The sequence below is a fragment of the Clostridium saudiense genome, from assembly GCF_000577815.1.
Classification (GTDB): Bacteria; Bacillota; Clostridia; order Clostridiales; family Clostridiaceae; genus Clostridium; species Clostridium saudiense.
The window spans coordinates 1-14,908 of the sequence record NZ_CBYM010000007.1; the positions used below are offsets into that span (position 1 = coordinate 1).

The 14,908-nt window shown below is 25.5% G+C and carries 15 protein-coding genes; 8 read left to right on the plus strand and 7 right to left on the minus strand.

What is annotated here, in order from left to right:
- The first annotated feature begins 174 nt into the window (after positions 1–174).
- A complete protein-coding gene (locus TY07_RS05110; RefSeq protein ID WP_042396307.1) occupies positions 175–1,038 on the plus strand; it encodes a ComEC/Rec2 family competence protein in 864 nt (287 codons plus the stop codon).
- Between the two features lie 97 nt (positions 1,039–1,135).
- On the opposite strand, the gene TY07_RS05115 is transcribed toward TY07_RS05110, so the two are convergent.
- Positions 1,136–1,990 (minus strand): ribonuclease H-like domain-containing protein, encoded by an 855-nt coding sequence (locus tag TY07_RS05115; RefSeq protein ID WP_042396309.1) that lies wholly within the window; start codon positions 1,988–1,990, stop codon positions 1,136–1,138.
- A 237-nt stretch (positions 1,991–2,227) separates the two neighbouring features.
- On the opposite strand from TY07_RS05115, the gene TY07_RS05120 reads away from it, so the two are divergent.
- From TY07_RS05120 to TY07_RS17575, 3 genes are read left to right on the plus strand one after another with little or no spacing between them, the layout of a single operon-like run.
- A complete protein-coding gene (locus tag TY07_RS05120; protein ID WP_042396311.1) occupies positions 2,228–2,449 on the plus strand; it encodes a FeoA family protein in 222 nt (73 codons plus the stop codon).
- A 20-nt stretch (positions 2,450–2,469) separates the two neighbouring features.
- Positions 2,470–4,227 (plus strand): ferrous iron transport protein B, encoded by a 1,758-nt coding sequence (gene feoB, locus TY07_RS05125; RefSeq protein ID WP_042396313.1) that lies wholly within the window; start codon positions 2,470–2,472, stop codon positions 4,225–4,227.
- Between the two features lie 28 nt (positions 4,228–4,255).
- Positions 4,256–4,387 carry a FeoB-associated Cys-rich membrane protein gene (locus tag TY07_RS17575; RefSeq protein ID WP_198133978.1) on the plus strand — a complete coding sequence of 44 codons (132 nt, stop codon included), beginning with the start codon at positions 4,256–4,258 and terminating at the stop codon, positions 4,385–4,387.
- Positions 4,388–4,405: 18 nt separating this feature from the next.
- Here TY07_RS17575 and TY07_RS18015 read toward each other — a convergent pair whose 3' ends face one another.
- From TY07_RS18015 to TY07_RS05135, 3 genes are all read right to left on the minus strand, one after another.
- Positions 4,406–4,561, minus strand: a complete 156-nt coding sequence (locus tag TY07_RS18015; protein WP_157029144.1) for a hypothetical protein — start codon at positions 4,559–4,561, stop codon at positions 4,406–4,408.
- A 21-nt stretch (positions 4,562–4,582) separates the two neighbouring features.
- The gene (locus TY07_RS05130; RefSeq protein WP_052330616.1) at positions 4,583–5,581 is read right to left on the minus strand and encodes an AI-2E family transporter; all 999 of its coding nucleotides are present in this window, start codon (positions 5,579–5,581) and stop codon (positions 4,583–4,585) included.
- 134 nt (positions 5,582–5,715) lie between these two features.
- A complete protein-coding gene (locus TY07_RS05135; RefSeq protein WP_042396315.1) occupies positions 5,716–7,152 on the minus strand; it encodes a DALR anticodon-binding domain-containing protein in 1,437 nt (478 codons plus the stop codon).
- A gap of 126 nt (positions 7,153–7,278) precedes the next feature.
- Here TY07_RS05135 and TY07_RS05140 point away from each other — a divergent pair, with 126 nt between their 5' ends.
- On the plus strand, positions 7,279–8,796 hold the full coding sequence (locus TY07_RS05140) for a Ppx/GppA phosphatase family protein (protein WP_042396317.1): 1,518 nt from the start codon (positions 7,279–7,281) through the stop codon (positions 8,794–8,796).
- Positions 8,797–8,811: 15 nt separating this feature from the next.
- On the opposite strand, the gene TY07_RS05145 is transcribed toward TY07_RS05140, so the two are convergent.
- Complete coding sequence (locus tag TY07_RS05145) at positions 8,812–9,459, minus strand: site-2 protease family protein (protein WP_078061299.1); 648 nt, start codon at positions 9,457–9,459, stop codon at positions 8,812–8,814.
- Between the two features lie 120 nt (positions 9,460–9,579).
- Positions 9,580–10,953, minus strand: coding sequence for an LCP family protein (locus TY07_RS05150; RefSeq protein WP_052330617.1), 1,374 nt, complete (start codon positions 10,951–10,953; stop codon positions 9,580–9,582).
- 428 nt (positions 10,954–11,381) lie between these two features.
- Between TY07_RS05150 and rocF the strand changes: the two genes are divergently transcribed.
- Positions 11,382–12,281: an arginase gene (rocF, locus tag TY07_RS05155; RefSeq protein WP_042396319.1), complete on the plus strand. Its 900-nt coding sequence runs from the start codon at positions 11,382–11,384 to the stop codon at positions 12,279–12,281.
- Between the two features lie 111 nt (positions 12,282–12,392).
- Positions 12,393–13,019 carry a 3'-5' exonuclease gene (locus TY07_RS05160; protein ID WP_042396320.1) on the plus strand — a complete coding sequence of 209 codons (627 nt, stop codon included), beginning with the start codon at positions 12,393–12,395 and terminating at the stop codon, positions 13,017–13,019.
- A gap of 54 nt (positions 13,020–13,073) precedes the next feature.
- On the opposite strand, the gene pflA is transcribed toward TY07_RS05160, so the two are convergent.
- On the minus strand, positions 13,074–13,787 hold the full coding sequence (gene pflA, locus TY07_RS05165) for a pyruvate formate-lyase-activating protein (protein ID WP_042396321.1): 714 nt from the start codon (positions 13,785–13,787) through the stop codon (positions 13,074–13,076).
- A 553-nt stretch (positions 13,788–14,340) separates the two neighbouring features.
- On the opposite strand from pflA, the gene TY07_RS05170 reads away from it, so the two are divergent.
- A complete protein-coding gene (locus tag TY07_RS05170) occupies positions 14,341–14,880 on the plus strand; it encodes a helix-turn-helix domain-containing protein (protein WP_042396324.1) in 540 nt (179 codons plus the stop codon).
- Positions 14,881–14,908 lie beyond the last annotated feature (28 nt).

Genomic DNA, 14,908 nt, shown 5'->3' on the forward strand with positions numbered 1-14,908 from the left:
GCTTAACAGATTCTATTTTTTTATTTCCATCAGTAAATTAATATATTATACAATTATAGCATATTATTCTATAATTTCCCATTATTTAAGTGTTAATTATTTATAAACACTGTTATTAACTCTATTTAATAGGCAATAATTAATAATAACTATATTTTTTATTGGAGAAATTTAATGAAAAAACGTAAACTATTTATTTTAAATTTAATTCTAGTTTTTATTATTTGTTCTCTTAATTATTTTCAACTATACTCAAACTCATCCTTAAATAATGAAATGATTATTCATTATATAGATGTTGGCCAAGGTGATTGTATATTAATTCAAGTTAACGAAAAAAATTTATTAATTGACTCTGGTTCATCTAGCAACCGAAATGAATTATTGAATTATTTAACTAAATTAAAGATAAAAAAATTTGATTACATTATTGCCACACATCCTCATGAAGATCATATAGGTAATATGGATACAATTATAAAAAGATTCGATGTTGATAAATTTTATTCTCCTAAAGTAACTCATCCCTCTATCTGCTTCGAAAATATGGTAAATGCATTAATAGATAAATCTCTAAAAATTAATATTTTAGCAAAAGATGCAAGTAAGATAAACCTTGGTGAAAATACTAACGTAGAGATATTTTCACCATTGAAAAATATGATTAGTGATAATTATAATGATTATTCTTCAGTTATTAAATTAACGTTTCACAATAATTCTTTCTTATTTACAGGAGATGCTGAAGTTTACACTGAAAATCAACTTCTCTCTGATAATATAGATTTAAAATCTGATATAATTAAAATAGGTCATCATGGTTCTAAAACTTCTACCTCTTATAATTTTTTACATGAAGTTAATCCATCCTTTGCAATAATTTCTGTAGGTGAAAATAATACATATGACCACCCTAGCATGGATACCCTATTAAATCTTGAACTAATGAATATACAAACTTATAGAACAGATTTAAATGGTACAATAATAGTTACTTCAAATGGTAATACTATATCTATAGACTCATTAAAAGACTAATTTCTCCTATAAATGATAGATGCTCCTAATTTCTTAGGAGCATCTATCATTTAAGGATTATTTCCTTAAATCAATAATATAAAATTATCTTCTTAATTTATAATATATTTTCTTCTGGAGAACTTTCTTCTTTCTCTTCTATATTGTCATCAATATCTTGATTTTCAATTACTTTTTCTACAGTTTTATCATCTTTTAATTCAAATATTTCTTCATCACTATGTTCTTCATTATATATATCATTTTCATCTAATTTTATATCAACATTTTCCTCTTTTATATTAATATTTTCTTCATCTTCACTTTCAACATTAATATATTTTTTCCAATTAACAAATATTTTATATAAATTAACTACATCTTGTTCATTATACTGTAATATAGTTTCAATTTTTTCTTTAGGCATTCTTTCAATATATTCTTTATCTTTAAGAACCTTATGAAAAGTTTTAGCTAAATTTGACCCGCTTATTACATCGCCTTCTCTATAAATTTCAAATATTTTTTCTAATTTTTTTAATCCAATTGATGTGTTCATATCTTTTTCGTATTCTTTTTGAATATCAACTGATTTAAATTCCTTGTCAAAATCAAAATAAATATTATATTTATTAAATAAGTATTTTATTACTGTAAAATCATTATTTCCAGAAAATGTAACTATAGTTTTTTTACCTGCTTTTTTCATACGTATAAAATATCTCTTTGCAAGCAATAAAATTTCTACAACTTCATTTTTATTTTCAATCATATATTGAGTTACATAAATTTTATTATCTGCTTTATTGTATACACATGCTCCAAAGACTCCTATACATTTTGGTTTTTTATATACGTAATGTTCTAAATCAAAATAAATACTTTCTTCTGGCTTACAACTTCCCTCCTTACATTCCAACATTCTTTCAAGTCTATATTCTTCTACATCCACAATATTCTCTCGAATAATCACACAATATCACTCTTTCCTCGATAAATTTTATCTCCTGTATTAATTTTTTTACTATTGCTTATATCTTTTTATTATATCATGTTATTACTGTAGTGAATACTATTTGAGCTTCATACTTTTTTCAAAATTTACTGGAAATTATTTTTATCATCCCCTTATGCTTGACCCACTATACATTTTTTGTTATTATAAATGTATAAAAAATGTGAGAATGATTTTCAATTTGAGGTGAATTTTATGTGCATTTGTGATTTAAAACTTGGAGAAAAAGCAACAATCCATGCTATAAGTGGAAATGATAAACTTTCTAAGAGGCTTTCAGCTTTAGGATTAATTCAAGGAACAGAAATTGAATTAAAAAGAGTTGCTCCATTAGGCGATCCACTAATTGTAAATTTGAGAGGATTTGATTTAGCAATCCGTAAAAAAGATGCTAAAAATATATTATTAACAGCTTAAGTATAAAGGGAGATGACAAAATGAAGAATATAGCTTTACTTGGTAATCCTAATGTAGGCAAAACTACGTTATTCAATAGTTTAACTGGTTCTAATCAAAGAGTTGGAAACTGGGCTGGTGTTACTGTTGATAAAAAAGAAGGATTCTTTGGAGATTTTGCTATAGTAGACTTACCTGGTATATATGCTATGGATACCTACTCTAATGAAGAAAAAATATCAAAAGAATTTCTAGAAAATGAAAAAGTTGACTTAATTTTAAACATTATTGATGCTTCTAACATTGATAGAAATTTATATTTAACTATGCAGTTAAAACAATTTAAAAAACCTATTGTTTTAGCAGTTAACATGATTGACGTAGCAGAGAAAAAAGGTATAAACATAGATTATAAAAAACTTGGAGAATTATTAAATGTTATTGTAGTTCCTATTCAAGCTTCAAAAGAAATGGGAATAGATGATATTAAGACAGCTCTAAGTACTATTGATTACAAAAAAATTGATACTCTTAACTATTCTTTTTCAGATGAAAAAGAAACTTATGATTACATAGAAAGCATATTAAGTAAATGCACAAAAAAATCTAATACTTCTAAGAAGCCTATTAAAGAAAAGTTAGATAATATTATGTTAAATCCATGGCTTGCTTATCCTATATTCTTTGCAATAATGGCATTAACATTTCAAGTTACATTTGCTTGGATTGGACAACCTCTTTCAGATTTACTTGATTCATTATTAAATGATTCATTAGTTCCAATAATAGAAGGCTTAATTAATACTACTTCCCCTTGGTTTCAATCACTTATCATTGATGGTATAATTGGTGGAGTTGGTGGAATATTAGTTCTTTTACCTATTATTTTATCTTTATTTGCATGTATAACAGTATTAGAAGATAGTGGATATATGGCAAGAGTTGCATTTATAATGGATAAGATTATGAGAAAAATGGGGTTATCAGGCAAAGCATTTATCCCTATGATTGTTGGCTTTGGATGTTCTGTTCCTGCAATTATGACAGCAAGAACATTGGAAAGCGAAAAAGATAGAAAATTAACAGCATTATTAATACCACTTATGAGCTGTAATGCAAGATTACCTGTTTATAGTATATTTGCAGCCGTATTTTTCCCTAAATACGTTGGATTAGTAGTTGCTTCACTATACTTCTTAGGTATTGTTTTAGCATTCATACTTGGTGTTATTTTTAAACATACAATATTTAAAAATGAAGAAGAACCTCTACTTATTGAATTGCCAGAATATAAATTACCATCACTAAGGAATTTACTTAATCAACTTTATGAAAAGAGTAAAAGCTTTATAATAAAAGCTGGTACATTAATATTTGCAATGAGCATAGTTTTATGGTTCTTATCAAACTTTAATTTTACTGGAATGACAGATGTTAATAATAGCATATTGTCTTCAATTGGAGGATTTATTGCTCCAATATTTAAACCACTTGGCTTTGGTAACTGGCAAGCATCAGTGTCACTATTAACAGGTTTAATTGCTAAAGAGACAGTTGTTTCTTCTATGGGTGTAATATTTGGAGGAAATCTTCAAACACTTCTTCCTCTTCATTTTACAGCACTTTCAGCTTTATCATTTATGGTATTTGTATTACTTTACACACCATGTATAACAGTTGTTGGTACTATGAAAAAGGAATTTGGCACTAAGATGACATTATTCTCTGTAGCTTATCAATTAATTTTGGCTTGGATAGTTTCATTCTTAGTATTTAATATCGGTTCATTATTTTTTTAAACTGATTCTATAAAGAAGGTGAATTTATTTGGAAATAATAATAACTGCAATTTTAGTTATTGCTTCTGGATATATAATTTTTAAAAATATAAAAAAATCATCTAAAGGTAATTGTAACTGCGGAAGCTGTTCATCAAATTGCTCTAGTTGTAAAAAGTAAGAGTAGCGAGAATTCTCGCTACTCTTCTTTTTTTGTATTTTTACATTTCTCTTTTTTAACATTCATCTTTTTATGATCATAATCAGTTAATTCATCTATAATATCTTTATTTTTGTCTAAAAGTTTTCCATAATATATTTTTATTGTTGCAGCTGTAGGTGATGCTAAAAGCATTCCTAATGGCCCAAAGAATCCTCAACCTATAACTACTGAATATATAATCCAAAAAGGTCTAACCCCAACCTTATCTCCTATAAGTTTAGGATCTAAATACCAACCATCAAACATTTGCAATCCAAATAAAGTCAAAAAAACAATTATCCCTTTAGCTGGTGATACAAATACATTTATTAAAAACCCTATAATTTCTCCTACAAATGGTCCAAAATAAGGAATCATATTTGTTATCCCCACTAATATTGCTAATAAAATAGCATACTCAGATTTCACTATATTTAATAACACAAATGCCATAATTCCAATTATTAATGAATCAATTGCTTTTATTCCTATGTATGTACCTATCATTGAATTATACGTTTTAATGAACTCAACTATCTTTTCACTTTTTTCTTTTTTTATTACTAAATATAAAACTCTTTTACACTCAAATAATAATCGTTCTTTATCTATCAATATGTAAATTGCTACTAACAATCCAATAATAAATTTAACAATCACCGATGAAAATGTTACCATTTTCAATAATGATCCTTCAATAGCAGTCATTACAAGATTTCCTGCTTTATCAATATACATATCTATATTCACTTTTATACCAGCTGTATTTATAAACTTACTTACATCATCCTTTTCAAGTATATTATTAATAAAATCTTCTATTGATGATATATAACTAGGCACATTACTACCTATTTCTTTTATATTTTCTATTAAACCTGGTATACCATATACAGCCAATAAAATTATTGAACCCAATAATATTGCATACGTTAAAGTTATAGAAATGTTTCTACTTAATTTTACTCTTTTCTCGAAAAAACTGACTATTGGACTTAATATATAAGCAATAATTATCCCATAAACAAATACCATTGAAAGTGAAATAAATTTCCTTATAATATCAATAAGCATACCTATATTATCAATTAACTTAAATGCAAAAATTCCAACTATAATAGTAATTAATACAGCTATTATTAAACTCTTATATTTATTATTTTTAAAAATCAATTACTTTCTCTCCTCCTTTTTCCTTTAATAATATTATTATGTTAATTATATCAAATATACCATTATTTAAATATTGATATTTATAAAAAAAGAACCTTTATTCATCATTTAGGTTCTTTCTCAAATTTAAAACACTAATCAATATATATTCCTAGTAATCTTAATGCATTTTTTATTACTATATTCGTAGCTTTAATTAATTGTAATTTAGGTTTAATAAGTTTCTCATTCTCCAAGTCAAATATAGAATTTGAAATTTCATTAACTGAATCTGTTATCTTAATTATATATCTACTTATTATTGCTGGTTCTAATTCATCAGTAGCTGTTTGTATAAAATATTCATATACATCTAACAACTTTACTAATTCTAATCCTTCTTTAAAATTCAATTTGCTATAATTACAGTTACAATTTAAATTCTCAAACTTTAACAACATACTTTTTAATTTAATATATGAATATATAATATATGCACCCGTTTTATATTCAGTTGAAAATATTTTATTAAAATCTATTATTTTATTTCCTATTCTATAATCACTTAAATAAGTAAATACTAGTGCACTTTGTAATATAGCTTTTAATAATCCTTTATCTTTTTTTAATTCTATATGATTTTCCATTATTTCGTTACAACTATTACTTAGTAACTCATTAAAATTTAAATATTTTTCATTCTTAATAAATGTATCACTTTTAGCAAATTTAACAAGCCCAAGTTTTACATGTTCACATTGTTTAGCCCACTCATAATCTAATAATTCTAACACTTTAAATTTCTGATTTACATTCACTTTTTCCGAATTACTGGATATATATAAATATTTATAAAAGTTATATTTACTATTTATGTGCAATAAATCTGCTATCTTTAATACTTTTTTATCTATTTTATATTCATTACTCACTATATATGGAGGCATATTATAATTTTCAAGATTTACTACATAAGTTTCATTAAATTTTATTAATAAATTCTTTTTTCTTAATTTCGATATTAACTCATTATAATATAAATCCACTTCATAATTGAAAAAAGTATTTTCATAATCAAACTGAGTTAAAATTAATTTATCAACTTCACTCCAGATTTTACTTATATTATTAATATCTATTACCTTAAAACCTCTATTTCTAAATAAATTGCATAATGAATTGCCAACTACAATAGTAAAAGGATTACTTATATCAAAACATCCTGATTTTTTACAAAATAAGTGTTCAATACAAATAATTTTCCCTTCTCCCATACAACTGTATCCAAACGCTTCTCCTTGCTGTATAACACGCTCTAATGTATTCCTAATATAAATCCCTTTATTAAGAAAAAAATTCAGGTATGGTCCTAAATTCTCTATTTTTTCAAAGATATCATCTTTTATTTGTTTTTTTAATTCTTTAGCAATTAAGTTAGGAGGTTTTTTTAATATTTTACTTAAGTGAAAGCACGGCAATGAATAGTCTCCATTTTCATATTTTACTGGAACCTCCAACATACTTTCTATTTCTTCAATAGATAAATTAATATACTCATTTATTTTTTTTGCTATATATATCTTATAATCCATATTATCTTCTCCCATGTACATAATATTTTAGGTATTAAAAATATTTTTTGTCAACTCCCCTTTATTTTTATATAGTTTTTATATAAGATAGAATTATATAAAGTATTTTGATAGGAATGATTAAATATGATTAGAGTAGGTGTAATACACATAGGTTCTAGTAAAATTAGATTGATATTAGCTGAAGTAGAAGAAATGGGCTATTTTAAAGTTATTGATGAATTGAAAACTCCATTTAAAATCTGTTATGAATTATCAAAGGAATGTATTTTATGCTCAGAAAAGTTAAATTATATATTATCTACAATAAAAACATATAAATCTCTTTGCGAAGCTTCTGGCGCAAAAGAAATTTTTGCAATAACAACTAGCTTCTTTCATGATTTAAAAGATAGTGAATCTATTGTTTCTATGATTAAACTAAATCTTAACTTAGATTTAAAAATACTATCACAAGAAGAAGAAATTAAATTCACTGTGTTAGCAGTAAATAGAAGCATGAAATTAAACAATTCACTTATTGTAGAAATAACTGGCACATCAACTAATTTAATTGATATCAAAGATGGTAAAATAAATAACTTTACTATTCTTCCTTTTGGTGGAATAAATTTAGCATATACTTTTAATATTAATGATAGAATTTTAAATACTAATTTAGATGTTTCATCTTCATATGTAAAAGATAAATTAGATGATATCTCTTGGCTAAATGATAATTATGAATCAATAATATTCCTAGGTGATTTAGCTAAAACCATAGTTAAAATGGATAAATTTAAAACTCATTATCCTTTAGAAATAATCAATAATTACGAAATTACTCCTGTAGGAATACATGAAATTTATAATACAATAAAATGCAAAGACTTAAAATTACGTAGAAAAATAGATGGAATTGATCTAGATATGGTTGATAGCATGTTTAGCTCTTTACTAATCCTAAATGAATTAGTAAAAAAGGTTTCACCTGAAGTTATTAGAATTTGTAATAATACTATAAGAGAAGGTATTCTTTATGATTATCTTTATAAAAATTATAATGTTATGGATGATATTTTAGATTATAGTATATATGGTATTTTAAATTCTCTAAATGCTAATATTCCTCATGCTGAACAAGTGTATTTTATATCTGCTCAATTGTTTGAAGAATTAAAACCTCTTCACAGATTAGATGATAAATATTTAAATATATTAAAAGCAGGTTCAATGCTTCATGATTGTGGTACTAGTATAAACTATCAAAATCATCATAAGCATTCATTTTATATAATTTTAAATTCCTTAATTAATGAGTTAACTCATAAAGAACATTTAATGAGTGCAGCCGTTGCAGCTTCGCATAGATTTAACGACTATCATTTACCTTTAGCTCAGTTTTCTTATTTAATTAACAAATTAGATATTGATATAATTAATAAATTAGGTGCTTTAGTTAAAATTGCTGAAGGTCTAGATAGAAGTTTAGTTGGTGTTGTTAAAAAGTTAAATGTTTATTATGATGATGAAAAAGTAATAATTACTGTATCATCGCCTTCTAACTTAGATGTTGAAATTCATCAAGCTTTGAGAGGAAAGAATTTCTTTAAAGAAATATATCATAGAGATTTATTTATAGAAAAAGAAAGGTGGCAAAATTAATTGCCACCTTTTTTATTACATTCCAAAAATTAATTTAGCTATAGTATAGAAAAAGTTATAAATTAAGTTAACTGGAATTGATAATATAGTTCCACCAGCAAAAATAATTAATATAAGTATTAAAAATTGATATTGATATATCTTATCTGAAACCTTATAAAATGTTTTTGGCCATATATCTCTAAATATTTCAAACCCAGCTAATCCTGGTAATGGTAATAAATTAAATACAAATAAACTTATGTTTATTGAAGTTATAAACTTTAACATATAAAATAATATAAAGAATATTGTTTCAGGTAATATACTTGATAAAAACTTTGATGTAAATACAAGTAAAATTATACCTATAAAACCTACGAATAAATTTGCTAAAGGTGCTGCAATAGAAACCTTTATAGCATCTTTATACCCCCTTTTATATGCACTAGGATTCGTATTTAATGGTTTAGTCCATCCGAATCCAGCTATTAAAATCATTATAAACCCTATTAAATCTATATGTGCTGCTGGATTTAAAGTTAATCTTCCTTGAAATCTAGGTGTTTTATCACCTAATTTATCTGCAACCAAAGCTTTTGCATATCCTTGTGCAGTAAAAGCTATTAATATAGCCGGAATTTTTAAAATAAGGTAAAGTAATTGCATTCTAAATGAGCTCATCTTTCCTCTCCTTTCATTTCTTTTAAAAACATTATATCACATATTATGGTACATAATATCTTATTTAAAATAATTTAATAAAATAAAAGCGATGAACTAAATTCATCGCTTTATCTTCTACTATTCAGCTGGTTTTACTTCATTTGGATTAGTTTCTTGTTCACCTATATCCTCACTTGGTGTTGTTTCTGGCTTTTGTTCTTCTGTTGGTGGTGGTGTTGTTGGAGGTGTTACTTCCTCTTCCTTTTCATCACTTACTGGTGGCGTTGTTGGTGTTGTTGGAGGTGTTACTTCCTCTTCCTTTTCATCACTTACTGGTGGTGTTGTTTGTGTTCCCCCAGTACTTCCACCTTGATTACTATTATTAGATGCTGGTGGTTCAGTAACATCTACACTATTTTCTTCATAGTCTTTAGGATTTATATTATGTCTATCATTATAATCACTTTCTTCTGCTTTGTAATCTGACATTGCTTCATTAAAAGAATCATAATCATATGTTGATGAATCTGGTATTTTATTTTCAAAAACAAATTCTCTTAAGTATTTTGCATTTTGCTCCGTATCCATTAAAAATACCCAACCTAAATTTTTATATAATCTTCCATCTGCTAATTCTGGTATAGGTATTTGTAATTGTTCTATTTCTAAAGCCGGGAATTTATAAATAGTATAAGCCATATTTAATGCTTCTATTGGATCAATATTGGTTTTAATATAATCAAGCATGCTATTCATAATTCCTAAATACTTACTTGGTTTTGTTTCTTTTAACTTTTCTGCAACTTTTATTAAAACCTCTCTTTGTCTATCGGTTCTAGCATATTCATCTCCAACACCTTTTCTTATTCTTGCATATGATAGTGCTTGTTTACCATTTAAAATCTGTACTCCTGCTTCAGTTACTGGACAATCATTTCCACCAGTAGATTCTCCAATATATTTATTTAACTCCTCAAGCATATAATCTTCAACATCAAATTCTAATCCTCCCATTTGATCGATTATAGCTTCAAATCCCCAAAAGTTAATAATAATATATTTATCTAAATTTATTCCATATGTATTTCTAATAGTTTCTATTAGTAACTCTGGTCCACCATATGCTAAAGCTGCATTTAATTTTCCTTCGCCATGTCCAGGTATATTTACTAATGTATCTCTAAATAATGATGTTAATCTTATATTTTTATTGTTATTATCTAATGTTGCTATAATAATTGAATCCGCTCTTGCAGCTTCATCTAACGTTCTTGCATCTGTTCCAAGTAATAAAACATTTGTTATACCATCAACTTCTTGGTAGTCAATATCGCTTGTTATTTCTGATTGATTTAACCCTGAATATATTCTACTCCTTATATAAAGATATCCAGAAGCTAACATACCGATTATTAATGCAAAAACAACTACAGTCGATAATATTATTTTCTTTTTTGTAGACCATCTTTTTTTACTAGAACGCTTTTTTCTATTTTTATTTTGTTCATTCATAGCTGTGCCATCCCTTCGAAAATGTTTATTCATTTTTTAAGTTAAATATTGCATTATTATTATTTTCTAAATGTAGTTTATACAACTTACATTATATAATTATAAAATAATAAATATAATAATACCACAATTTCTTTCAAAGTTTTATTAAATTTTTAGAGATTTAGAATTTTTTTTTAAAAAAGTGGTATATATTGCACATTAAAGTTGTATCTAGTCTTTTTTATTCTTTTTATATATTATTTTGTAGTTTATTACTTATATACTTTAATTATTTTAACATTATTCTACTTGTTTTGGATAAACTATTATTAAAGAAAATATTATTTATTGAATATTTTAAAATAAAAAAATTTTAATATTTACTTATATATCTTAAAGTATTATTATAAGTAATGTGAAAAATTAATAGATTTGGAGGTCTTTTTATGAATATAAGTATTATTGGAATGCCTCTTTTTTATGGTTGTGATAAACCTGGAGTAGAAAAGGGCCCTGAAGAGTTAAGAAAAAACAACCTCATTGATATATTTGAAAAGAATCATAATGTTTATGATTTAGGAGATATAGAAGTTGAAAAAGTTAGCGAAAAAGAAAAATATAAAGGTGATTTAAAATTAAAATATTTAACACAAGTTGTTAATGCAAATAATGGACTAGCTTCTAAAGTTTTAGAAGCATTAGAAAATGATACCTTCCCATTTATAGTTGGTGGAGATCATTCTTTAGCTTTAGGATCACTTGCTGGTGCAAGTAAATATTTTGGAGATGATTTAGCAGTAATTTGGATAGATGCTCATGGAGACATTAATACAGACAAGACCTCACCTTCAGGAAATATTCATGGTATGCCTTTAGCTGCTTCAATGGGTTATGGTTATGAAAAATTAACTTCAATTTTCTTTGATAAAGCTAAAATCAAACCAGAAAATGTTTTTATTTTGGCTTGTCGTGATTTAGACAAAGGTGAAGTAGATTTAATAAATGAATTAAATATGCATGTATGGACTAATGAACAAATCAATAACTTAGGTACAAAAGAAGTATTAAATCAATTATTATCATTAATTAAAGAAAAGAATATAAAAAATATTCATCTCTCTTATGATATTGATTGTTTAGATCCTGATTATGTTCCTGGGACAGGAACTCCTGTAAGCGATGGATTAAGTTATTCACAAAGTAAAGAACTTCTTCAAGGAATTATGAGTACAAGCTTAGTAAGTTCTATGGATTTTGTAGAATATAATCCTGATTTAGATAAAAATAATAAAACAAAAGAAACATGTGTTGAATTACTAAAGTTAATCTCAAATGAATTGAATTAATAAAAATGCTTTTTACTTTCAAGTAAGTAAAAAGCATTTTTTTATGAAAAATTGTTAATTAACATAACTTATGATATTATAAAATCAATAAAAATATTTTTGGAGGCACAGATGAAACTTTTATTTTTTGATACTGAAACAACTAGTGTAAGACCTGGCCATATATGTCAGTTAAGTTATATAACAGTTGATACTTCAACTAAACCCCAAACTACAACAGGGAAAAATTTCTTCTTTACAGTGGATGAAATGGATCCGGCAGCCGAAGAAGTTCATGGTTTTTCATTAGAAAAATTGTATGAATTATCAAATGGTTTAGAATTTCTTGAACAAATTCAAGATTTTATGTCTGACTTCTTTGATGCTGATTTTGTAATTGGTCATAATGTTCAGTTTGATGTTAAATTCTTAAAGCACGAAGTTAATTCTCTATATGAAGCTGGTATGATTGATTGTTCTTGGGAACCTAAAAAGACATTTTGTACTATGGCTTACTATAAAAACATTTGTCAAATTCCTTCTCCAAGTGGCAATGGCATAAAAAACCCTAAGCTTTCTGAAGTAATAAACTTCTTAGGAATCTCTGACGATACTATTGCAAAAAAAGCTGATGAATTATTCCAAGGTAGTGGGAATTATCATGATGCAAGATTTGATACTGCTGCCGTTTATCTTTTAGTTATAGAAGGTATGAAAAAGAAATATATTAAACCTGGATTTTTTTCTAGTCAACTTTAATTATAAACCTAAAAAGAGGATGTTAATTAAAACATCCTCTTTTATACATATTTTTTATATATCTAATAACTTGTATAGTTCTTTACATTTTTCTTTGTCCATTGCTGGAGTTCCCTCTAATCTATACTTTATTCCCATAGTTTCATACTTATTTACTCCTAATAAGTGATATGGTAATAATTCAACTTTTTCTACATTATTTAAAGTTTTTATAAACTTACCTAATTCAGTAATATATTCTTCATTATCTGTTAAACCTGGAACAACTACTTGTCTTATCCATAATTTAGTATCACATTTTTTACATGCCTCAAGGAATTTTAAACTTTCATCAATATTAATTCCTGTCATATACTTGTACCCTTCTGCTGTTAAATGCTTAACATCAAAAAGAACTAAATCTGTATATTTTAATATTTCTTCATAATTTCCAGCCCCTACACCTGAAGTATCTAAAGTTGTATGTATTCCTTTTTCTTTACATAGCTTTAAACATTCCTTTAAAAACTCTGGTTGTCTTAAAGGATCTCCACCTGAAAAAGTAACTCCACCACCTGATCTTTCAAAGTAAGATCTAAATCTAACTATTCTATTAACTAATTCTTCTGGTGTTAATTCTAAATTATCTTCACCTTTATCGCTCCATGTATCAGGGTTATGACAATATTGACATCTTAGTGCACATCCTTGCATAAATACTACAACTCTTATTCCTGGTCCATCCACAAGGCCCATTGTTTCTATTGAATGTATTCTTCCTTTTAGCATTATACTTCCTCCAATTTATCTATAAGTTATTAACCAATTAATTTTACTTATATCTTTTTATTTAATTATTAAATTTTTTCTTTCTTTCATTATACACCTTAACCTTATATTTGTTAATACTTCATCATAATCATTATTTATTCATAATAATTATTATTTGTTTAAAATAATAATTCACATAATAATTAATTTAATATTTATTTATTATATTAGTATTTTTTTTGCTTAGTTTACTCATTATAACTTTATATAGTATTAGTTAAAGTAATTATTGTACTATCACTACAATTCTTTTTTTAAAATTTTTTATTTAAATTCTACAATTCTTAGTTTTACTAAACTTTTAATGTATAAATGTTAAACTTATGTTTATTTCTTTTACTTTAACCCCTTATTTTAAAAGGAAAATTCAAAATTATATTTTTAACATTTTTTTTAAAAATTATTGATTTTTTGTTTATATGTCTATATAATAACATTGTTTGTTTAGTAATTTTAAACCTTTAGTTTAGTAATAGTTATTATCAAACAAAATGAAAGGCAAGGTGAAATTGTGCAAATTGGTGATAAAATTAAACGAATGAGAATTGAAAAAGGATTAACACAAGAAGAACTTGCTAATAGATGTGAATTATCTAAGGGATTTATATCTCAAGTAGAAAATGATTTAACTTCTCCCTCTATAGCAACACTAATAGACATTCTTGAAATACTAGGGACAAACCTAAAAGAATTTTTTAGTGACGATAAGGATGAAAAAATAACTTATACATACGAAGATATGTTTGAAACTGAAAATTCTGACTTGAAATATAAATTAATGTGGCTAGTTCCTAATGCACAAAAAAATGAAATGGAACCTATAATGATAACAATTGAATCTGGTGGGAAATATCTAGAAGAAGAACCTCATGAAGGCGAAGAATTTGGATATGTATTATCTGGAAGTATAACTCTACATTTAGGAGATAAATCTTATAAAGTCCGTAAAAACGAAAGTTTTTATTTTAAACCTAGAGCAAATCACTATATCAGTAATGATGGTAAAACTACAGCTAAGGTTATTTGGATTTCTACTCCCCCATCATTTTAGATAAATTTATATATACTCATTAGAAAAA